Consider the following 23494-nt stretch of genomic DNA (forward strand, 5'->3'; position numbering starts at 1 on the left):
TTTTTAAATAACTGATGAAAAACACTTTTAATTCATCTAACACAAACAAAACAGCATAAATTAAAACATTAAAGTCCGTTAAATAAAGAAATTATCTAACGGACTTTAATCACATACAGATTGTAACCAACTGAAAGTAAAAATATCATTCTACTTTTCGTTTTACTTACTAGCAAAAATAGAGTAGACCTTTATTTTAATAGTTAGTTGTTATCCTATTCTTCCAATCCCTGTTTTGTAACAATTGGCACATAGCCAGCTTCCATTCCTGCTGGAGGCGTTACAATTAGAGCAGGGTCTATATTAGCCAATGCTCCTACTTTTGGAGCTGGAAGATAAGCTTTCTCTTTGGTCCATTCTCGGTGTAATTTTACAACACGTTTTTGTAATTCTTCCCGTTCAGCAGTTGTTAAATCGGCATTCAATAATGCAGGCTGATCTACAAAACGATACCAATAATACGTTACAGTACTTCCGTCGCCAATTTTAGTTTTAAAAGGGCCTGCAACAGGTCCAGGTGTTTTCCAACTGCTTATCGTTTCTTCTGGAGTAAGGTAAGGTTCTGATGGTGCATCTGTCGATGCAAAATCAAGTGTATCTAAGCCTGATTCCGAAGGCACATCTTGAGCGTGTAATGCTACCCAATGTGGTTTTCCGTTTGCCTTCTTTTCTAATTTATAATATTCTGGAAGCGCCATTAATGGTCCGTTTTTAGTCTCCATGCGCTTCACTAATTTCTCGTCCCACTTATAACCAAAAGTTGTTGCATCTAAAGCAACGGGAGTCGCTATAGATTTCCAATCGATTGGCCATCTTTTATCTTTTGGTGTATTTAAAGGATAAATTTTCCAACTAGATCCAGCTGTTCCCTTAAATGTATGAACTACCGATCCTTTAGTGTTAATAGTTCCACTTGCAACAGGACCATCCTGATCTAACCACAATTCTACAGCATCCCATAGCGCACTTTTTTTGTAAGCGGTAACCTGATGCATAAGCATCGATTCGCCTTTAGCATCACTAGGAAAAGAAGTAGGTGCTACTCGCGCATAAATATCTCCATTAGGAGCTGTGTATTGCACACTCGGAATGTGCTGCGTTTCCATCTGGATAGGCTTATTGGGTTTTGCAGGGCGTGTATCTAGAAACATACCTGCAAGTTCTGGCTCTTCTACACTAGGTTTAGAGAAAAAATAAGGCGTAAAAAAAGCAACTGGTCCCTTAAAGTTTTCGGTATTTAAAAATAAAGTCCACGAATGATTTCCGGTTGAAACATCTTTTCCTGCTGTAGTAGATTTTGCTTTAATTAACGGAAGTGGCAAATAGCCATAACCGAATAATTCTCCATTAGTTCCTTGTTTAAGATTCAATCCATCTGGAGGCCACAATACCCAAGGACTAAGTTGTGCCACACCATACTTTCCGTTTGGCTTATCCCAATTTCTTCCTTTTCCAGCTCCTGGTCCATTGGCCCAAGCACTGAAATTTAAAGCAACGCCTCCCATAATAAATTTTGGAGTTTCGGTAGCAAATCGTGTATCTCTCCACCAGCCTAATCCGCCCTCGATGTCGTTATATAACTTTCTGTCGGGTTTAGTAATTCCGTTATAACTAGGATGCATCCATGTCCCCAAAAGTCCGGTTTGAAAACTATTTCCGGGATAGTCTTTTACTAGAGGCCATGCGGCCACATATGTAGAGAATCCAGCATCGTAAGTTTCTGGAACCTTATTAATCCCAATCATAAGATACCCATTCATAGAGCCTTCTTGGCGTCCTTCTGGAACATTTTCCACTTGCGAATACGCATGGTTAATACCAAAAACTAACAAAATCAAGATTAGCCCTTTAAAAACTTGAGCTTTCAAATGTTTTTCAATATTATTTTGATTTACCATCGGTTAATTCGATTTTGTGTATTGATTAAAATTGTCTGTTTTATCAAGAAACTTATAGTGATCGCTTAATAAAACAGACTTTAATATGATATGATAGATTATTCTACGATCAGTTTTGCGCGCATAACAGCAGAGTGACCTGGAAAAGTACATACTATCCAGTATTCTCCTGGTGTTTCTGGCATGGTAACATAGATAGTTTCTGTACTAATAGGTTTTAATATTCCCGTGTGGTACAATACTAAATCGCTATCTGGAACATAGTTATAATCGGCACCTTCTAAACCTAGAGACAATGCTAATTTTCCTACTTCGTCCACTGAGGCAACACCTTTTTCTGTAATGACAAGGTTATGAAGCATATCGTCGTTATTGTTAAACGTTAATGCTACTTTGCTTCTTCTTTTTATACGTACTTCTTCCACATCATATTTTAATCCAGGCTTGGTACCAATATCTAATTTCTCGTCTATTTTACCATTCCAAGATTCAGGCATTTTATTTGTACGTTTTGGCTGTACAACTTTCTTATCTGATTTTGCAACCATAGTCATCGATGGCGAATTCAATTTCCCTCCAGGCACTTCATTCAGCGTATAATATCCGGTGTTGTGTAACAATAAATCCCCAGAAGTAGATTTAAGCGTAGGGATTTCTATTTGATGAATATACCCTAAACGCATACCATGTATTTTAAGTCTAACAGATAAGCCATCTTCCGAAACCGTTGCTTCATGAATCATAGCGGTTTGTCTATCTACAATATCACTACCGTATTCGTGGGTATAATTATAAGTAAATGTATTAAGCTTATACATGGCAAGATCTGAAGCCTGTTTTTTATTTACAGGTTTTGTAAATTCTAAGATAAATCCGTCGTCTTGAGCTTTCATAGTTTTAATTTCGAAAGGTGTTTTACCAGTCCATTTTAAACGTTGAAGTCCGAACGATTTTTTACCGGTAGACGCCCAACCTCTACTTGTCATTCCAACAAACATACTATTGTCACTTCCCCAGATTAACCTTAAGACTCCCGAAGAAAATCCTTCTCTAAAAGCAAAGGCAGCACCTTGATACACACCATTTACTTTTTCCATAAACACACGTGTAATTTTACTGTGTCCTTGATCTCCAATAAGCATTTGCCCATCGAAAGGTCCAAATTTATTACCTGTAGTTTCGTACAGGATATCTGAAGTCGCAATACCTAATATGGTATGCGGGAACCAAATTGCTGGTGCTTTTAATGCTGGAATCTTTTTAGAATACTCGTAAAGGGAAAGCCCCAAACTTTCGTCAATCACATCTTGTTTAAGATCTATGGGAGAAAGCGGATCTGAAGACCATCTTAACCCTTCTGGATTTCCTGCAAAATCTCCTTTTTCTAAATGTGTCATTCTACCAGAACCAACCCAATCTCCTTGGTTTTCGGTATAAAACACATCGCCATCTTTATTAATATTAAAACCAGAAGGCGAACGTAAGCCTGTAGCAATGGGCTCCATCTCTCCGTCAGGTGTTATTTTTAGCATCCAACCTCTCCATTTTACTAAACTCGCTCCATGGTTAACCCAAGATAGATTTAAGGTAACTAACATATCGCCATTGTCCAAAAACTTTGGACCATAAGCATAATCGTGGTAATTTCCCGATAACGGCCAAGAATAAATGGTTCTATACTCATCGGCTTTTCCATCGCCATCGTGATCGAACAATCTAGATAATTCACCTCTTTGTGTTAGGTAAAAACTATTATCTCTATACGTTACACCTAATGCCTCGTGTAATCCGTGAGCAAAACGTGAATATTCTGGTTTTTGACTATAAGGTTTATCGATAACCCAAAGCTCGCCACGTCTTGTGGTAACCCCTAATTTATCGTCGTCTGTAAATGTTAATCCACCCACTTCCAACTCGACACCTTTAGGAATAGGAACATCGACGATTTCGTAATACGCAGCTTCTTTCTTGGCCATTTCTGATGGCTCTTGAGCTGACAAATAAGAAGTAAAAATTATAAAAACTAGTACTATTGGCATTTTTATTTTATACATATTCATCCTTTTATTTACCAAATAATATTATACGTTACACTTTGATTTCCTGCACTTAGTCCTACAACTAATTCGTCTCTACCGTTTACATTTCTTATCACTGGGGTCGTACCGTTTTCATCAGGAAAATCTATAAAATAGTTTTCGTTTTTAATAATATAAGAACCGTCTGGTAGTTTCTTAATTTGGGCACCATCTGCTATTTTAAACCAAATAGGTTCACTGCCTTCAATCTTAATTAATCTTTTAAGACCTCTAACACCTTCTACAGGAATTATTTTATTTTCTATAGTAGTATTATTCATTTTAAAAGTAAATGAAGGCATTCCCGATTTATCGAATTTGTATCCAATTTGTTTCTGAACCACTTGTGCTGGAATGGTATCTGGCCACACTGATTTTTCGTTTTCTAAAAACGCGAATTCTGGACCACCATTAAATGAAATATTAAAGTCGTTTGGAACACCTAATTGATCCATTCCTCGAACGTACCACATTGGTGTTGCATCTAACAATACACCATCCCATGCTTTTAAGAGCGACCCCGATTCTAAATCGTAAGCATAATTAACATTTTCTAAAGTTCCTACAGAAACAACATGCGTACGCTTTACACCGTTATGCATAAAATAACTACGCTGTGCAATAACCTCGTCTTCTACTTCAACGAAAATATCGTTTTTAGGATTTCTTATTCTTGGCATATAAGATTGCTTGGCAGTCAGGCTATGTTTTTCCATATTCGGACCTTCTACATAAAGTCCTAACCCAATATAATATCGGCTAATCTTATTGTAAATTAACTTAAAAGGCACTTGTCCTTTTTGAAGTGAAACGGTTGCAAAACGAGAAGGCTTATCTAACTGATAGTCTACAATCGTATCTTTATTAACTATTAACACCCCCGCAGCACTAAGAAATTCCATATCGAAAGTATAATCTCCTGTTGTTGGAATGTCTAAATTACCTGAGTAAACTAGAATTTTTGAAGCTCTTTTCCCCGTCGCCATTTGCGCCGAAATAGAATCTGTTTTTACCGTACGTAAAGGTGTTATTGTATCGAAACGTGGCAATATATCTATACCACTATCGTACTCAATCATTTCTACATTAGATAACGTAACTCTTTCTTCTCCGTATAACTTGTACTTAATATTTTTTAAAGCAACTGGTCCGTGATCCCCTTGAATCATTACCGGTCCGAGTGGTTTTTCTTCATGTAATTTCGTACCTCTTGTATATCCAGTTACTTCTACATTTTCATGTACTAACTGGCCATTAAGCCAAACTTCCTTAAATGTTGCATTTTTAATTTTTTCTCCAGCTTCGTTAAATCTAGGTGCGTGGAAAAGGATTTTTAAATGTTGCCATAATCCTGGAGATTTAGCCGCATTTATTTTAGGCGCATGACCTTCGTATCCTTTTTCTTCTTTAGTATCGTCCCATCTCTGGTAAATACCTCCCATATCTGAAAAAGCAACATCTTTTACGCCCCAACTATCAAAAAGCTGTACCTCATATCTACCTTGTAAATAAATCCCAGAGTTAGATCCTACAGGCATCATGACATCAATTTCTAATTCGATGTCTCCATGTTCAAAATTTGTAAATAAATTCCCTCTTGATTTGGGTGCTGGGGTATTTACCAATACACCAGTTCCAGCTGTACTTGTAATTGTTGTTTTCTGACTTCTGTCTACATAAACATCGCCTACAATTTGCCAGTTAGAACTAGGTTCTTTAAATGCAGACATGTCTGCTAAACTAACCGTTTTAAAAGGCAGGTATGTTAACGGCGCTTCTACAATTTTTGCACTTTCGGCCTTTGGTTCTTTGGTTTTTTCTGTACATCCAACAAATACGAGTTGCATTAATACAATGAAAAGAAATACTGTTTTCTTCATAAATTTAATTTTAGTTCGATCTAATTATCAATAAAAATTTAAAGGTTAATCCTAATATTTTTCAATTTTAAACATTTCTGTTTAAACTAGTAAAGCGTGTCGTGTCGGTTAAATTGCAATGTGCCTAAAACATCTGCGTTACGAGCGCCTTACAAAACTAACAATCCCCATGTGTTTTACTCATACTGACTTAAAAATTGAAACCCTGAAATCGATTAGTCATGAATGCTTTAGTTTAAAAATAGAGCGCCATGATTACACAACTTCAGGGTAACAAACATGTGGTTAATTACGGGGTATCAAAAACTATTATTTTATTTCTTTAATCATTAATTTTCCCATTTTATGTCCTAACCAAATATTGGATTCTGAGTTAAAATGAGTATTATCTTTTAAAGTTTCCAACTTATCTGTATTAATAATGCGCACGTGCTTATCGGCTTTTGCTACCCGATCCTGCGCCGCTTGCACCACCTCTGTATAATCGAAAACCCAAGGTGTTTCTCTTAAAAGTCCTATTGAAATACGTCCCATTACAATTGGCAACTCGGGTTTGTCCATTTGCAATCTAACATCTTTATAAAGTACTTTTAAATTATCTTCATAGGCATTGGCCCATTCTAGAGTTTCTGCGTCTGATTCGCCTTGCATCCATAACATACCACAAACTTCGTAAGGTATGTTTTGCTTGTCTAAATCTGCTAGCCCATTATTAATATTTCTAAGAAATGCTTTATACATATTTTGCTCCGGAAGCCAGTGTTTCCACAACTTGGTACCACCTCCAGAGGTTTTAATTATGGCAATGGTATAATTCGGAAATTTTTCAGCCAAAAGATGTGTAAATGCAACCTCAGGCCCGAATTTATATTTTCTTCTTTTAGAGAACGAATCGGTACGTAAAGTGACCCATTTTTTTTCCTTATTATCCCAAATCATACTGTTTTTGGGAGCAACAAGATACTCTTCTGGAAGCTCTTCTCCCTTACCAGTTCCATCCATATTAGACTGACCTCCTAAAATAAACACTTTAACAGGCAAGTCTTTTTCTTGACTTTGGCTAGGCCAAGCAATTAAGAATACAAGCAATAAACAGTATAAAGAATTTCTAAATTTCATAACTATATACCCTAGTTTAATTTAACATCGACAACTGTCGTATCGTTATATTTTTTCTGTAAATCTAATAATTCTGTGTATAGTGTTTGAGTAATCTCATCGTACCCTTCTTTACCATATAAATTATCTACTTCTCCTGGATCTGCTTCTAAATCGTATAATTCCCATTGGTCGATATTGTTATAAAAATGTATCAACTTATGTTTATCTGTTCTTACACCATAATGTCTTTTAACAGCATGTGGTCCTGGATATTCGTAATAATGGTAATACACCGATTTTCTCCATTCGTCGTTATCCGTATTATCGTCTAATATAGGTAGTAAAGATTCTCCTTGCATATCTGAAGGAATTTCTACACCCGCTAAATCTAAAAATGTAGGTGCATAATCTATATTCTGAACTAACTGAGTCACTGTACCTTTTTTAATTTTTGAAGGTAATTTCATTAATAACGGTGTACGGAAAGATTCTTCGTACATGAAACGTTTATCGAACCAACCATGCTCTCCTAAATAAAATCCTTGATCTGAAGTATATACTACAAGTGTATTTTCGTCAAGACCATTTTCTTCAAGGAAATCTAAAATTTCTCCAACACTATCATCTACAGAGTCTATACATCTTAGATAATCTTCTAAGTAACGTTGGTAACTCCATTCTAATAATTCTTTACCTGTTAATTTAGCTTCTTTATAATATGCAATTTCTTCTGCATAGGCAGCATCCCAAGCAGCTCTTTGTTCCGGAGTTAATCGTGCAATTTGAGCCTCGAAATATTTACGTAAAGGTCCGTCGATTTCACCTTCTTTATCCAACATCTTTAAATCGTTAACTGGACAGAAATTTTTCATGTGCATTTTTTGAGTTGCTGCAGCTGTTCTTCCTTCGTAGTCGTCGTAAAAGTTATCTGGAATAGGGAACTTAACATCGTTATACTTATCTAAATATTTAATTTCTGGCATCCAACATCTATGCGGTGCTTTGTGATGCATGATAAGTGCAAAAGGCTTAGTGGTATCTCTTTCCTTTAACCAATCTAAACTATATTCGGTGATTAAAGAGGTTACATAACCTTCTTTTCTAGACTTCTCACCCATTTCGTTAAAATCTGGGTTATAGTAATCTCCTTGACCCGGTAACACATTCCAGTAATCGAAACCTGTTGGATCACTCCCTAAGTGCCACTTTCCAATTAAAGCTGTTTCGTAACCTGCACTTCTAAGAAGTTTTGGAAATGTTTGCTGACTTCCATCAAATTTAAGACCATTAATACGTTGCCCATTTTCATGAGAAAATTTACCTGTAAGCATAACCGCTCTACTTGGCGAACATATAGAATTAGTCACAAAACTTTTTGTAAACTTCACGCCTTCATTCGCAATTCTATCAATGTTAGGCGTTTGATTTAACGCTCCATTATAAGCACTGATTGCTTGGTAACCATGATCGTCTGTCATGATGTACACAATATTAGGTTGCTTAGCAGGAACAACTTCTTTTTCTTTTACAGTCTCTTTACACGAAGTAAAACAGGTGCTGACTAAGAAAATACTAAAAATATATAAGAGATTTTTTTTATTCATAATGTGGTAATTATGTGTTGTATTGATTTTAAGATAATGGATAAAGAATGCCTTTAATCTATAGTTCTTTTAGTTTAATATTTTTAAACCAAATTTTACTACCGTGATCTTGTAATCCAATAAATCCTGTTTTAGATTTCCCGTATGCTGGGTAATTTTTCCATTTTCTTTTCTGAATATTTTCATTCCAAGCCGCATCTCCTGAAGTAAACTCAACAATCTTTTTACCGTTTAGGTAATGTGTCACTTTACCGTGGTCGAATACGATTCTTGTCGTGTTCCATGTGTTAATAGGATTTAAAACTTTCTGAGATTCATCAGCTGGTGTCATAGCATAATCAGCTCCAGTAGAATTGTAAGGTGTTACACCTCCTGGAAAACCTAAATCGTCTATAATTTGATATTCTGGTCCTGAATAATATGTTGCAGCCAGAGAAGGATCTTCGTTAATGTGATATAAAACACCACTATTACCTTCTGGCTCTAATTTCCACTCTAATTTAAGATCGAAATTTTCGTACTTTTCTGTAGTTACTATATCTCCTAATTTTTCAGATCCTGCACCTTCAGTCATTAAAGTTCCATCTATAACTTTCCAAGATGCTGGCATTTCGTCTGATTGATAACCTCTCCAACCATCGGTAGATGTTCCATCAAATAATAATTTCCATCCGTCAGATTTTTCTGCATCTGTTAAGACATTATCCTTAGGAGTTCCATCTCCACACCCTACAAGAGATGCAAAAGAGGTTGCCAATAAGAATAAGAAACTACTTTTCTTTACTAAATTTTTCATTTGTTTTTTGGTTTGAGTTTATTAAAATTTTAAGTCGACTTTAGCTAGCCATTTTCTGCGAAGGTATTCTTCTATTCCTTTACGCTCCCAGTCTTCCAACGCTCTATTTATTACAATAAATTCGGCTAAATCTGCTTCCCAAAGACCTTGTGTTCTTTTAAGTGGAATTTCCGATTTAGAATCCAGTTGCACTGTAAGAAGACAGTAGTCCATAGGGTTAGGTGTGGTAAAAGGATTTACTTTTTTACCATTCAGGTAAACACTTCCGTTTTTAGTTTTTTCGCTTGTTTTACCTTCGTCGAAAAGAGATGCCTTGGTGTTTTCACTTTTCCCCATTAGGGTTTCTAATCCCTGAAACAGAGAAGATCCTGGAAAAGACATACTGCTTTCCTTGTATACCATAATTACAGTTTGGTAATCTTTTATTTCTTCGTCTATAATGGACAACCACACCTGATCGAAACCAGCCACACCTTTTCCATTTAACTTATTAGGTTCGTATTTTGTAAACAATGCATTAGACGATCTTCGTGATTTGTCTTTCCAAGCAGGCACAGGACCTCTTGCAGGTGCTACAACATCTTCTTTTCTATCTCCGTCTATATCGGTGGCATCTAGCCAAAATAAAACACTGCCTCGTTCCAACTCAGACGGGTCTATAGCAACGGTTCTTTTATCGGCAAGATCTCCCACTGCAAAACCAATTCTATTTACACTTTCTGCATGAGTTAAATTATTTTTTACAGCCACATAGTAATTTCCTTTTGTCTTCGGAGAGAATGTAGTTCCTGTAGAAATAGGAGTCTCGTAAGACTCTTTGGTGCGATTATTAGCGTCTTTAGCGTACCATTTATAGCTGTAATTTGCTATTGGGTTTTCTATTTTCACTGTATGTTCGCCATCCGTAGCGAAATCGATGTGATCGACTTCGAAAGCGTAAACTTCAGGAATTGTAATGGTCTGATGAGAAACTAAATTATTGGCATCTGTAACCACAAAACTATAATCGCCAGGCGCAAGATTAATGCTTTCGTTTTCGTTAATAGCAATTAATTTTGCACTCGAAGGCAATCTAAGGTAATCTAGGTTTGGTATAGATTCTCCGTTAGACACTACACTTACAGTATTAAAACCTTCATTTAAATACACTTTTACAGTAGCGTAATCCCAGCCTGTAAAAAGCGGCCGTGTCTGATTAAAATGCATTAAGTCTTTTTGAAGTTCACCATTAACAGAAATCTGTGCATTGGATCCTTTTAGGTCTATTCCAGCATAAATAACTTCTACAGGATACATACCGCTGTTCGCTACCTCAACATTCCAAGTCACTTTACCTTCATTGCCTTTAAAGTTTACAAACGTATTTTCGCTGGCATTAAAAAATGTTTTTATATCGTGCTCCGGAATATTGAATGTTGCCTCTTCGGCTTCATATATTTGAATTGCTCCATACTCGTAACTTGCATTTTGCCACTGTACATTATAAGGTGCCGTTCCTCCAGAAAAACTCAAAGCAACAGAACCATTATCTTTTCCGATATCTGAAGCTTTTATATCGGCTAAAACCGTTATTTCTTTAGCATTCTTTTTAGACTTGCTAGACTTCTTAGCTCCACTTAAACTGCTTTCGTAAATGCTATAATGAGCTTTAGCTGTTCTAAATTCACTATCTATAATTGTTACATCGTAAATTCCAATACCTACATTCTCTAAGCTTTCTGAGGTGCTACCGTCCGACCACATGTAAGTGTAAGGTGCTTTACCTCCAGAAATTTTAGGCGTTATACTATTGGAAGCAGTTACTTTTTTGTCTTTTTGCTTAGCACTTAAACGTACCGATAACTCTTTAGCCGAAGATGTAGGAGCCGTATTTGTGATGGTCCAAGCCACATCGAATTGAGGAAACACTGCGAATGGCGGGTCTGGTTTAATGGTTGGCGTTTCGTCTGTTATGGAACAAACCAATTCGTAATTAGAAATCTCACCAAATTCTACATCTAGTTCTGATGTACCTGTAGCAATTAATTTACCATTTAAATACCATCTTGCAACCTGTGTGTTAGGCTCTGGTTTAATATGATCGACCGAAAAATGCATTTTCTTTTTTCCGCTTATACTAATGGTGTTTGTTGAAGGTGTAAAACTATTAACAGGATCGACCAAATCGTAAGCACGCATAGATACTCGCTGATTACAAATAGGACACATATGTTCGGTATTATCGAAAACACCTGCTCCCATTATACAACCCTGAGCTGTAGAACGGTAATAATCTACCAAGTGATATTGATTCCCTTCAAACGCTCCAATTTTATCTTTATACTCTGCTTCGTATGGAGTAGGTAATGGTGTCGACGGATCGATCCATTTTCTCCATTTCATTTTTTCTCTTTCGTATTCTAATTCTGCTGCATAGGTTGGGAACGCAGAAGTTCCTGTTGCTCCAGTTGTATACTCGTCTCCTAAACTCATACATGTATGAGAGATTTCGTGTAACATTTTACCAATACCGTTACCTGCAATCACAGCTGTACCATATCTGCTTTCCAGATTTCTAGCCGCACCACCACCACCACTTTCTCTGTTTGGCATAATTAAGAAAGTAATCCATCCTCTATGCTCATCTTTCCAAGGTAAAAATAGTTTATCACGCATGGCATCAATTTCAGGAATGCCTATACCTACTCTAAACTCAGGCATATGTGGTGCCCAAAGTCCGTATACATTAAAAAACTCTTTGTAATGAGAATAAGCCGTTTGTGCTTTTGGATCTCCATAGGTAAGGGCAGCAACTAACGACTCTTTAATATCTTTAACAAATTCACCTCTCATTTCAGGCGAATTATAAGGTGCTTTGTCGCTAGAAGTCCACTGATTTACAATAACAACGTTAATCCTGTTGTCCTTATCTCCTGTGACACTAATAGGAATTAACTCCGTTTTCTCCATGAACTTATCTATTTGAGACTCAGTCCAAGGTTCATAAGCCACTCTCTTATTTTGAGAGTGGCTATGAAAAATCAATAAAAAACTTAAACAAACAAAAACAAACCATTTTTTCATATATAGGAGGCACTTTAACTATAAAACACGTATAACTTTTTCTTAATCTTAGCTCTTTGAAAAAAGTAGAACTTATGGCAGACGTCATTCAATATTAAAAACAAGTTATTAATATCGTATTTAATACATGCTATAGATTATTTGTTTCCAAAAATAATAAGTTAGACATCCTTTATTGGTTAAAAAATTAACCAAACATAATACTATCTTAACTAAATTTAAGAAAGCCTTGCTTTATTGATAAAAATATTAACGGTTTTGATTACTAATATTTCTTTATAAAGTATGCAAAATCCAATAAAACCAAGCTGAAAGAACAGAGAAAACAAAACTTAATATCGGACGCCTATAAGATTGTTTCTAGTTGTTATAGTTAAGCCATCATAATAGTTGATCAATAAAGAAATAACGTTACAATTTCCTCTTATGGCTACGATAAAGACAACACCTTAAAAAATATAAAACGAAAAAATCCCAGGCTAAACCATTAACCTGGGATTAAAAAAAAACTCAAACACTACATGAAAAATTTTCTGTTTATTAAAAAATTAACCAAACAAAATAAATAGAAAATATTTTAAACGTTTCACATCTATTAAATATGTGTAACGGTTGGGAATCTTATTATAACTTCCCACGTCCCTGGTCCGTTGATATCGAAATTGGTTCTAAAGTTTAACCAATATCTACCATTTATTGGATCGTAATCTTCATTATCGTCTAAATCACCAAGGTAACCTTCAGGAATATGGTAATACATTAACGGGTTTTTATTATACCACGTATAGTATGGAAAAGGCGTTACAGGAAAATGAAATATAGTCGCTTCATCTGTAAATTCTGTACCTACAGAAGAATCTTCGTAAGATGGTAAATCAAAACCTGGCCAGTTCCCTAGAACCTCCCCTGTCTTAGGATTAAACGGCGTACCATTCTTATCTATAACCTTAAGTATAACCGTTACTCCTGGAGACGCTTCGTCAGAAATTTTTGTTACCGTATTAATTTCACTTGTACCATTTTCCAACAGCTCCATATCTTCAGTAACATTATATATGGTTTTAACCGGATCTAAACTTCTCACTTGTATACGTGTACCTCCAACAAAAGTTACAGGTTCAAATGGTGTAATTTGCACTTGCCCAATATTTGGATAAACATCTGATCCGCGCACGTTAGATATTTTTAAATCAAACTCATATTGTTCTGCTTCCGCAAATTGTGTATTTGCATTCCAACGTATTTCACCGTTTACAGTATTAAAAGCGAATGCCGGAACATCTACATACACCAACTTTTCTTCTATCTGTGCCAATGTACTATCAGTCTCGTAATTATACGGTTCCAACCAGTTTACTATTGGTCGCTCTGTTAACAAGTCTTCTGCTATTTCTCCCGTTTCTTTATTTCTAATTTCTAGCATTTCGACTGTAAGTGGCTTTGTCGATCCGTCTGGTAATAATTTCCCAGTACTCATATCTGTACCTGATTGTACGTACAATACAGGGTTCTCATATTTTATATAACCACTTAAATAACCTGTTTCAACTTCACTACACGCCGCTATAAAAAAAGACAGAGACAATGCAGCCATTATTATTTTATTTGTTTTTTTCATAAGTAAATTTTTTAGTTTTCAACAAAATGATTTTGTATGAAATAGAACATGGTATGACTATTTTCCAACACGTGTATCACCCCCGTATTAGTTTGAATACCCGAAGTTTGAGCTCTTTCAATAACATCCAATTCTTCGTCTGAAGGAATTGATCCTGACGCATCTAAACCAGCACCTCTAATAAATGTGTAATACACATATTCAGGCCATGTACTTACCTGATTTGTATAAGTATCATCAACAGCAATTAATGCCACGCCAACATCGTTACCTAATAAGGTTTGATATACCTGAGTATCTTCTACCATGTCTGTTCTATTTATTTTACCTGGCACGATATACATTTTCAAAGAATCTCTTAACGTTTCTACAGGAATATCTTCCATAGACCATTCTACAAACGGATCTTGAGCAAGTGTATCTTCGAACTTCTTATCTAAATAATTTTTTATCGAAAAATCTGTTGGCGGAAAAAAGGTAACATCTCCGTTAATCTCTTCTTGCAATCCAGCACGATCTATAAGAAGAACCAAGGTATCAAACACTGGATTTGTTTGTAAGTACTCGTAAGTCGTCATATCTACATGTGGATCATGCACACCACCATCTATAAGGTAATCGCTTTGTTCACAACCAACAAAGCCGACTGCTACTATAAATATTAAAAGAATATATTTTTTCATATGTCTTATCATTTTAAAAAATTAATAATTGATAGTTGCCCAGAATGGATTCTGTACTAATAATGGATTATCTATGATATACGTAGATGCTACTGGCCAATAATAACCTCTTTGCTCTTTACGGTCTGCTCCCATCCAAGAAATATCATCCCACTCGTCATTACGTATTCTATCAAAATAAGCATGTCCTTCACTTATAAGTTCTCTAGTACGTTCTAAATAAATCTCATGTTGTAAATCTGTATCTGCACCGTCAAAGTCTGGAGCGCCAGCTCTAGTTCTTATAGTATTTAGCAGTGTTCTTGCTTCTCCATATTGTCCTAGTTTCGCTAAAGCTTCTGCTCTTAAAAGCATAATGCCCGATAATCTAAATAACAAGGTATTACAAACACCATGGGTTGTTGCAATGGTTTTATTCGCTTCATCCTCATAAACCACACTCGCATATTTTAAAGTAATAGGACGTTCAGTTTCCCAGAAACCAAAGAATCTTTTTATTCTTACATCTGTAGTATCGTACAATGGCTCTACCGAACTCTTAATAATATTTAACGTAGAACCTGCTTCGTTATAACCAGGAATATCTATATAAGGGTAATACGCTGTTCTTTGCGCCATACCATTATTCGAGTAAGACTCACTATCTTCGTAATCGATATTTAATTCGAATACACCTTCTGTAGAGCGTCCGATAAACATATTTACTACTGCTAAAGAATCTGTATAATCTACTAAAGAATACCCTCCTTGATCAATCATATTACCTGCAGCTACTTCAGATTCTGCTGGCTTATCCATCCATAGATACACGTGTGCCATAAGGGCTTGAACCGATCCTTTGTTTCCTTGTACTGCCCATTCTACATTTCCAAACACCCCATAATCAAGATATCCTTCTGCAATTTTTAAATCTGCTATACATTGCTCTAAAACCTCTAATTCTGGATTTTGAGGTACATTTACAATATATCCATCGTCTGTTAATACATCATTAACTTCTGTTACTGCATCTAATACTAATGGCACATCTCCCCATACTTTTACCATATAGAAATATGTAAATGCTCTTAAAAAGTAAGCTTCTCCTAGAATTTTTTCTTTTCCTTCAAGACCATCGTCAAAAAGAGATTCGTCTAATTTTGCTGTTTCTTCAAGAACAAGGTTACACTGTGCAATAATTTTATAGAACGGCCCCCATTGCATTTCTCCCATACTAGAGTTTGGAAAACTTGTAGTTCCAAATTTCATTTGGTTTGTTGCTGTTTTATACCTTACCGTTGTACCGTTTAGTTCTCCCCAGGTTAAAAATCTGTTTCCTGTTAATAAGGCTGTACGAAGTAATGCATACCCGCCCGCTAAGGTTTGTTGTGCGGCACTTTCTGAAGTCCAAAACACGTCACCATACGTTTCGTTAATAGGCTCCATTTCTAACCAATCGCTACAGCTATTAAATAGCAGACCAGACATAACAAAAAGCGCTATTATTTTATATTTAAGATATTTCATATATATATTTTTAGAAGTTTTTTATTAAAATTTAACATTCATACCTAAAGTAACCTTACGAGGTTGTGCATAACCCGAGCCCATATCGTAACCGGCAACATTTACACGTTCTGCATCTGGACCTGAAAATTTCTGAAATGTAGCTACGTTAGTCATTGTACCATATACACGTAACCCTTTAAATCCGATTCGCTTTAGTAAAGCTCTATCAAAATTATAACTCAAAGTCACACTACCAATCTTAAAGTAATCTCCATCTTCTAACCAAATAGACTGTTGGGTTCTGTTATTTAAATAATTATTTCCACCCGGATCTAAAGACGCATATTTAGTAACATCTCCTGGTTGTCTCCAATAATCGAAATTACTAAGTACAGGTGTATTGTAATTTGACCAGTTGTAAGGAATCTGACTTGCGTTATCTTTACTAATACCCCATAAACTAGTTACTAAGGTTTGGTTAAATATTGTTCTATCTGCGGTGAAACTTGAAACGATACGTAGGTTCCAATTCTTGTAAGAAAACGTATTTGTAATACCTCCTACATATTTTGGATTTGGATCTGCACCTGGAATTACAATATGATCGTCTCCAAATTCTATAATGTAATCTCCATCTACATCTACATAGCCATAACTACCTACTTTTGTAGATCCGTTATACTGTATTGGTAATAAACCTCCTGTATATGGATCTACTGGAATGTCGTCTATCGTACTATACACTTCTCCAGTATTTTGTAAGAAGTAATACGAATTAAGCGCCTCTCCTACTGTTAAACTTCTCGTTCCTGTTACCCAGTCACGGTTACCGTTTGGCAATGCTGTAATTTGATTGGTGTTATGCGCCACGTTAAATCCTACTTGCCATTGAAAATCTTTGGCTGGATCGAAAACATAAGCGTTTAAAGAAAATTCCCAACCGTAGTTTCTAACACCAGCGATATTTGCTTGAGATTTATTATATCCGCTTTCCACAGGAAAATCGACATCGAATAATAAATCTTCGGTTTCACGATTATAAATTTCTGGTGTCATAAAAACTCTACGATTAAACAACTCTAAGTCTAATGCTAAATTCCATTGCTTAGAACGCTCCCAAGATAAATCCTGGTTAGCAATTTTATTGTAATTAGGAGTAACCACTGTTGTACCGTTATAAGATGATACCGGACGTGTACCAGTACCTAAACCGTAACCAGCACTACCTGTATCGTACGTATTAAAACGTAAATAATCGTCTGAAAACTGACTACCGTTTACACCATAACTTGCGTATAATTTCCCAAAACTAATCCATGGTAAAGCATCCTGAACAAAAGACTCTTCAGAGAACACCCAACCTGCTGAAATAGCAGGGAAATATCCCCATCTTGTATTAGAACCAAAACGAGAAGAAGCATCTGCTCTAAAGTTTAAATCGACTAAATATTTTTCATCAAATCTATATCCTAAGCGTCCCCAGAAAGAAAGCATTCCATTTTCGGAAAATGTACTTCTACCAAAAATATCTTCCTGATCTATACCTGTAACCGTTTGTATTTGATCACTAGCTGAACCACGACCACCTACTCTAACTAAATCACTCTGATTATAGTTAAGAGATGTTCCTGCTAAAGCATTGAAAGAATGAACCTCCTTGTATGTTTTTGTATAAGACAAGAAGTTATCCATATTTACGTTTTTAGTACCCGTAGTTGTATACTCCGCATAAGACTCTCCAGAAGAGTTTATTGTAGATGGCACAAAATAATCTCGCTTTGTAGAGTTAGTTGAAAGCGATACCGTGTTATTAAAATACAAACCTTCAACAAGTTTAGCTCTTAACGTATTACTAAACGACACCGTATAGTTAATATTCACATTTCTAATATCATCGTACCTTCCTAATAATGCAGACTCTTCTAAAGGCGACATATATAATAAAGAAGAATTCATTCGTAATGGGTTTATAGGAAATGTTCCTGTAGATGCATTTGTGTTTCCTAAACCTGTTTGCCTATCTACATACCCTAAACGCACAACCGTTTGGTTATCTATTTTATCATTTATTTTAATACCTAAGTTAATACTTGCCGAAATACGAGAAAACCCAGTACCTACAACAATACCTTCTTCGTCGTAATATCCAAGATTTACTCTATAGTTAGATTTCTCTGAACCTCCCGATACACCAAAATCATAGTTTTGAATAATTCCTGGTTGATAAAATAACCCTTGGTAGTTTACATTATTATTAAATGCTGGATTTAAACTATCTGAAAGAATCATTGGCACATTGTCTCTAATTCTGTCATAATTCCAGTAATTGTTAAGTAAATCGTATTTCGCGGCGCGTTCTGCAGTACCAGTTTCAACATCTACTAAATCAGGCGTATTAGAAACTCCTAAATAGGTGTTAAATGTAAAAACAGGCGCTCCAATTTTACCTCTTTTTGTTTTAATAAGCACCACCCCATTTGCTCCACGAGAACCGTAAATCGCAGCCGCGGATGCATCTTTTAAGATATCTATCGATTCGATATCGTTCGGGTTAAGTGATGCAAGGAAGTTTGTATTTGTAGCATCAAAACCTGCTAAATCTTCAAGGGTAGTTGGTACACCATCAAGTACGTATAACGGATTAGAAAACCCAGTACCTCCAGCACTTAATTCTCCATCTATATCTGAAGATATATTTGTATTACCACGAATTACGAACACATCTTTAACTCCTGGTTCTCCAGATAAAGATTGAATGTTAACCCCTGCAAGTTGCCCTTGTAAAACATCTTCGAAAGTCGACGCTGGAAAGTTCTCGATATCTTCAGCCTTAACACTTACAATAGAAGCCGTTGCGTCTTTTTTCTTGATAGATTGATACCCTACAACTACAACTTCGTCTAAACTTTCGTTTTCTTCTAATAATGTAACATTTACTTCAGTCTGTCCAGTTAACGCAACTTCTTGAGTTACCATTCCCATATAAGCAAATACTAAGGTCTTATGCTGTATAGGCACATCAATAGTATAAGTTCCATCGAAAGATGACACTACACCAATAGAGGAACCTTTTAAGTAAATAGTTACCCCTGGTAATGTAACACCATTTACGTCTACAACGGTACCTGTAATAACCGTGTCTTGAGGCACGAGCTCTTCAGATTTGTTAACATCGCCATCAGTAAAACTAGTAATCTCATTGGGAGGCACACTAGACGCCATTGCACTCACACTACTTATAAATAAAAGCAAAACGGCGACATGCGTGACCATATTTTTATTTATTGCTAGTAGTCGCAATAATGAGATTTGTTTGTAACAGTGGTTTTTTTTCATAATTAAGTTGGTATTTAAATGATTGAATAAATCTTTTTAATGTTGGTAAATTAAGTTTGACTATCTGTTTTTTCTCTGCATTTTAATTGTGTTTTCTTAATAAAAATCTAAATTATGTTAAATATTAACATTTCCTTTATCTAAAATTAACAGAAAAGCATACTATTTTAACAAAAGACTATCTAGGTTTTATATATTAACCTCAAACTATACTATTTTAACCCTTCCTTTATAATATAGTGTTAAAAAGAAACTCTATTTTACAAATTCATCACGACTTAATCAGTATTAATGTTAAATGCATAACACCTCACCAATACTTGTATGCAAACACCTAAAAATTCTCATTAATGATTATAGTTTTCCACACAAAACGAGATACGTTTTAGCAGTGACAATTGGACAAACTATAAAACTTAAAATCCACCACTACAACACGACATTTACAAACGCACTTGAGTAAAACAAATCCTTGTTTTTTTTCCCCCAAATACGAACCACTTACACGCCACACTAAACATGGGTTTTAAAACATATGATTTTGAAATATGATGATAGACTAGGAATTACACATCATCACGGTAGCTCTAACAGAAGAAGAAGAAGAAGAAGAAGAAGAAGAACTATATAAAAAGAAAAAGGTAGCGATTTAACATCGCTACCTTAAAGTATATTAATTATTACATCATTAAAACAGACTACAGTGTTTTAACAAATTGTATTTTATTTCTATTTCGCAATACGTTGCGCCAATAATTTACCAGCGACAGAATCACATTTTTTAGCATAAAAATCTACAAGGTCACTGTATTTTTTATCTAAAGCCAGATTATTTACCTCGTTAAAATCTTCCTTTAAATTATACAACTCAACAAATTCCGGAGCCGCCTCGTATCTGATAAACTTATAGGTATCGTCGCGAAACGCTTCTGTTTTTGGAAGCAAAGACTCTCCCTCTCTTTGGTGCTCAAAAAATGCTGATGTACGCCAATTAGAAACATCCTTATCATAAAAATCGACTAAACTTTCACCTTGATAACTTTCAGGAATATCTACTCCTGCAAGATCTAACAATGTAGGTGCAATATCTAGATTAAGTACCATCTCGTCGAATGTTTTAGATTGTGACGATTTAGGTTCTCTTGGGTCGTATATCATTAAAGGCACACGAAGCGACTGCTCATGCATTAACCACTTACCAGAAAAACCACGTTCTCCCATATAGTACCCATTATCTCCCATAAATACAATTACAGTATTATCGGCTAAACCTTCTTCTTCTAACGTTTTTCTAATTCTACCAACAACACCATCTACAGTACTAATCATTTTATAATAGCCCTTTACCATCTTTTGAAATTTCTCCGGGGTATCATATCTCCAGTACCATCTTTTTCTATTCATGGTATGTTTCATAAATTCAGGAAGTGCCGCAAAAAACTTAGGATCGGCTGTTTCAGGCGTAGGAATGGTATCGTTAACATACAAACTATCTACGTACTTAGGCCAAAAATATTGCTCTTCAGCCCCATCGTCTGCGTGAGGCGACCAGAATGACAACGACAAACAAAATGGTTTTCCTTTTTCCGATTTAATAAAATCGATGGCATGATCGCCATTGATATCGGCTAAATGCTTTTCTTCCCCATCCACTTCAACTAAATATGGCCAGAACGTTTTCTTAGTTGTATCGAATAAGGAATCCTGGATTCCTGGATTAAGCTTAACACCTAACTTACCTATTAACCCTGTTCTGTATCCCGCCTTTTTAAGTAAATACGGATAACTTTCATACATATAACCATCTTTTAACTTAGGTTTCCCAAAATTAAAATCGTGTGTTCTCTCATATAAACCCGTGAATAGCGTCGCTCTACTTGCCGCACATATAGGCGTGGTTACAAATGCATTTTTAAAATACAAACCAGATCCCGCCAACTCATCCATATTCGGTGTTTTTATTATTGGGTTACCCGCAAATCCCAAAGCATCCCAACGCTGATCGTCTGTAAGAATAAAAATGATGTTTGGTTTTTCTACTTTTTCAGCAACAGCAACATCTTCCTTTTTTTTAGTGTCGCAGGCCGTAATAAAGAACAAGTAACAGAATATAGGTATGAGCCTAAATAATTTTTTCATGAATTTAATTTTTAATTTAATTTGATTTTTGAAATGCATCAATCAAAGAGCACAACGTTTTGTTTATAATTATCTTTTAAAAGACGATCTGGTTCTGAAGCGACGTAGTCTTTTACTTTCGTCTGGTCTGCCTCACCAACATAATTTACATATAGAAATGGAGAAGTAAGCAACTTGTCATTTTCATTAAGTTTAAAAAAAGCATTAAGACAAGTCGTTCCTGCTTTTAAATTCACTTCGAATTTTACGCTAGCCATATCATTAACAATCGGACTTGTTTTAGATATATTCCCGATGTTTAAAAACGCGCTTCCAACTTCTGTTTTCGCATCTCCTTCTTTATATTTCACTATATTTCTACCAGATTCCTTTGGCGATCTAGCTACTCCAATTTCGTATTTTCCATCACGAGCAACATTAATCACCCATATTTTCTTCTTATCACGCGTATGAGCATCATGTGGATAAAGTGTTACTGGATTCTCGTAAGGCGTTCCGATATGTATTTGAGCATATTCATCGAAATCTACAGAAACATCTTCCCACCACACATTATATCTTTCGTACAAATCTGCAACAATTTCAGGATGTTCGTCCACGACATTGTTTTTTTGACCGGGATCGGTTTTAATATTATACAATTCGTCTTTCCTTCTTTTTACTAATCTCCACTCATCTGTTAACACTTGGTATTCTTTATCCTTTACAGGATATTCCACACGTTGATTATGCACTATAATGGAACGGTCGTCCTTCCAAGTTTTTTCATCTCCATTTAAAAGCGGCACTAAACTTCTACCATCCATTTTCAAGTCGCCATCTACATCTAACTGACATAAATCTATTAAAGTGGGCATAACATCAATATGTCCTGACAAAGCACCGATATCCTTTCCTCCTTCGATATTTCCGTTTGGCCAACGTATAAAAAATGGCACATGGTGTCCGTTTTCGTAACCCCAAATCTTACCACCACGCATACCATCGGTATATCCTTCTTCAATAAAACCTGTTTCAAAATCTATTACCACACCTCCAAACCAAGGACAAGGACCATTATCTGTCATGAAAATTACAATCGTATTTTCCTCTAGCCCCATCTCTTTAACTTCCTTAAATAATGTAGCAACATCCTCGTCTATTTTACTTACCATACCATAATAATTGGCAATTCTATCGGAAACTTTCCCTTTGTATGGTTCCACATATTTATCGTCTACTATAAGTGGCGCATGTGGTAAATTTGTTGGAATGTAACAAAAGAACGGTTTGTCTTTATTTTTTTTGATATAGTTTAAAGCTTGATCAAACCATACTGTATTACAGTAACCATCGTATTTTTCGAACTCCCCGTTGTGCTTATACGTATCGTCTATATAATTATTACCCCAATAATCTGGATTCTGACCAACACCGCCACCACCATGGACAATTGATTCTTTAAAACCACGATCCATTGGACGAAACGGATAGTTTTCTCCCAAATGCCATTTTCCAAACACAGCAGTCTCATAACCATTATCTTTAAACACCTCCGGCATGGTAACCATACCTTCTTTTAATAACGATCGCCCACCGATTGTGTGCCAAACCCCTGCACGTGCAGAATAGTTTCCAGTTAATAAAGCAGATCGCGTTGGCGAACACGACGGATCTACATGAAAGTCTGTAAAACGCACACTTTTACCATAAAACTCATCGATTGCAGGTGTTTTCACATAGGGATTCCCATGCGCCCCCAAATCGCCATACCCTTGATCGTCGGTCATTATTAAAATCACATTAGGCCTTTTAACCTCCGATTTCTCTA

13 protein-coding genes are annotated in these 23494 nt (G+C 35.7%); all 13 read right to left on the bottom strand.

From position 1 onward, the window contains the following. Positions 1-215: 215 nt before the first annotated feature. The 13 genes from ACKC83_RS00735 to ACKC83_RS00795 all read right to left on the bottom strand — a co-directional run bounded on the left by ACKC83_RS00735 (position 216) and on the right by ACKC83_RS00795 (position 23465). Entirely contained in the window at positions 216-1838 is a 1623-nt protein-coding gene (locus tag ACKC83_RS00735) for a hypothetical protein (protein WP_434036685.1), read from the bottom strand. Between the two features lie 158 nt (positions 1839-1996). Continuing rightward, complete coding sequence (locus tag ACKC83_RS00740; protein WP_434036686.1) at positions 1997-3952, bottom strand: plastocyanin/azurin family copper-binding protein; 1956 nt, start codon at positions 3950-3952, stop codon at positions 1997-1999. Positions 3953-3966: 14 nt separating this feature from the next. Further along, complete coding sequence (locus ACKC83_RS00745; RefSeq protein WP_434036687.1) at positions 3967-5856, bottom strand: 3-keto-disaccharide hydrolase; 1890 nt, start codon at positions 5854-5856, stop codon at positions 3967-3969. 309 nt (positions 5857-6165) lie between these two features. Continuing rightward, positions 6166-6975, bottom strand: a complete 810-nt coding sequence (locus ACKC83_RS00750) for a sialate O-acetylesterase (RefSeq protein ID WP_434036688.1) — start codon at positions 6973-6975, stop codon at positions 6166-6168. An 11-nt stretch (positions 6976-6986) separates the two neighbouring features. Beyond that, the gene (locus tag ACKC83_RS00755; protein ID WP_434036689.1) at positions 6987-8561 is read right to left on the bottom strand and encodes a sulfatase family protein; all 1575 of its coding nucleotides are present in this window, start codon (positions 8559-8561) and stop codon (positions 6987-6989) included. A 58-nt stretch (positions 8562-8619) separates the two neighbouring features. After that, entirely contained in the window at positions 8620-9357 is a 738-nt protein-coding gene (locus ACKC83_RS00760; protein WP_434036690.1) for a 3-keto-disaccharide hydrolase, read from the bottom strand. Positions 9358-9378: 21 nt separating this feature from the next. Beyond that, positions 9379-12306: a M64 family metallopeptidase gene (locus ACKC83_RS00765; RefSeq protein WP_434036691.1), complete on the bottom strand. Its 2928-nt coding sequence runs from the start codon at positions 12304-12306 to the stop codon at positions 9379-9381. A gap of 709 nt (positions 12307-13015) precedes the next feature. After that, positions 13016-14038 (bottom strand): hypothetical protein, encoded by a 1023-nt coding sequence (locus ACKC83_RS00770; protein ID WP_434036692.1) that lies wholly within the window; start codon positions 14036-14038, stop codon positions 13016-13018. A gap of 11 nt (positions 14039-14049) precedes the next feature. Then, entirely contained in the window at positions 14050-14721 is a 672-nt protein-coding gene (locus tag ACKC83_RS00775; RefSeq protein WP_434036693.1) for a fasciclin domain-containing protein, read from the bottom strand. A 21-nt stretch (positions 14722-14742) separates the two neighbouring features. Then, positions 14743-16227, bottom strand: coding sequence for a RagB/SusD family nutrient uptake outer membrane protein (locus ACKC83_RS00780; RefSeq protein WP_414035396.1), 1485 nt, complete (start codon positions 16225-16227; stop codon positions 14743-14745). Between the two features lie 24 nt (positions 16228-16251). Continuing rightward, on the bottom strand, positions 16252-19545 hold the full coding sequence (locus tag ACKC83_RS00785; protein ID WP_434036694.1) for a SusC/RagA family TonB-linked outer membrane protein: 3294 nt from the start codon (positions 19543-19545) through the stop codon (positions 16252-16254). A 729-nt stretch (positions 19546-20274) separates the two neighbouring features. After that, complete coding sequence (locus ACKC83_RS00790; protein WP_434036695.1) at positions 20275-21684, bottom strand: sulfatase family protein; 1410 nt, start codon at positions 21682-21684, stop codon at positions 20275-20277. 38 nt (positions 21685-21722) lie between these two features. After that, the gene (locus ACKC83_RS00795) at positions 21723-23465 is read right to left on the bottom strand and encodes an arylsulfatase (protein WP_434036696.1); all 1743 of its coding nucleotides are present in this window, start codon (positions 23463-23465) and stop codon (positions 21723-21725) included. Positions 23466-23494 lie beyond the last annotated feature (29 nt).

Origin of the sequence: Formosa bonchosmolovskayae, assembly GCF_051016085.1 — a bacterium.
Taxonomy (GTDB): domain Bacteria; phylum Bacteroidota; class Bacteroidia; order Flavobacteriales; family Flavobacteriaceae; genus Formosa.

Bases quoted from the DNA above. Each gene is read 5' to 3' on its own strand.
- ACKC83_RS00740 (WP_434036686.1), bottom strand. From the start codon at position 3,952: ATGTATAAAATAAAAATGCCAATAGTACTAGTTTTTATAATTTTTACT.
- ACKC83_RS00745 (WP_434036687.1), bottom strand. From the start codon at position 5,856: ATGAAGAAAACAGTATTTCTTTTCATTGTATTAATGCAACTCGTATTT.
- ACKC83_RS00750 (WP_434036688.1), bottom strand. From the start codon at position 6,975: ATGAAATTTAGAAATTCTTTATACTGTTTATTGCTTGTATTCTTAATT.
- ACKC83_RS00755 (WP_434036689.1), bottom strand. From the start codon at position 8,561: ATGAATAAAAAAAATCTCTTATATATTTTTAGTATTTTCTTAGTCAGC.
- ACKC83_RS00760 (WP_434036690.1), bottom strand. From the start codon at position 9,357: ATGAAAAATTTAGTAAAGAAAAGTAGTTTCTTATTCTTATTGGCAACC.
- ACKC83_RS00765 (WP_434036691.1), bottom strand. From the start codon at position 12,306: ATGGAGAAAACGGAGTTAATTCCTATTAGTGTCACAGGAGATAAGGAC.
- ACKC83_RS00770 (WP_434036692.1), bottom strand. From the start codon at position 14,038: ATGAAAAAAACAAATAAAATAATAATGGCTGCATTGTCTCTGTCTTTT.
- ACKC83_RS00775 (WP_434036693.1), bottom strand. From the start codon at position 14,721: ATGAAAAAATATATTCTTTTAATATTTATAGTAGCAGTCGGCTTTGTT.
- ACKC83_RS00780 (WP_414035396.1), bottom strand. From the start codon at position 16,227: ATGAAATATCTTAAATATAAAATAATAGCGCTTTTTGTTATGTCTGGT.
- ACKC83_RS00785 (WP_434036694.1), bottom strand. From the start codon at position 19,545: ATGAAAAAAAACCACTGTTACAAACAAATCTCATTATTGCGACTACTA.
- ACKC83_RS00790 (WP_434036695.1), bottom strand. From the start codon at position 21,684: ATGAAAAAATTATTTAGGCTCATACCTATATTCTGTTACTTGTTCTTT.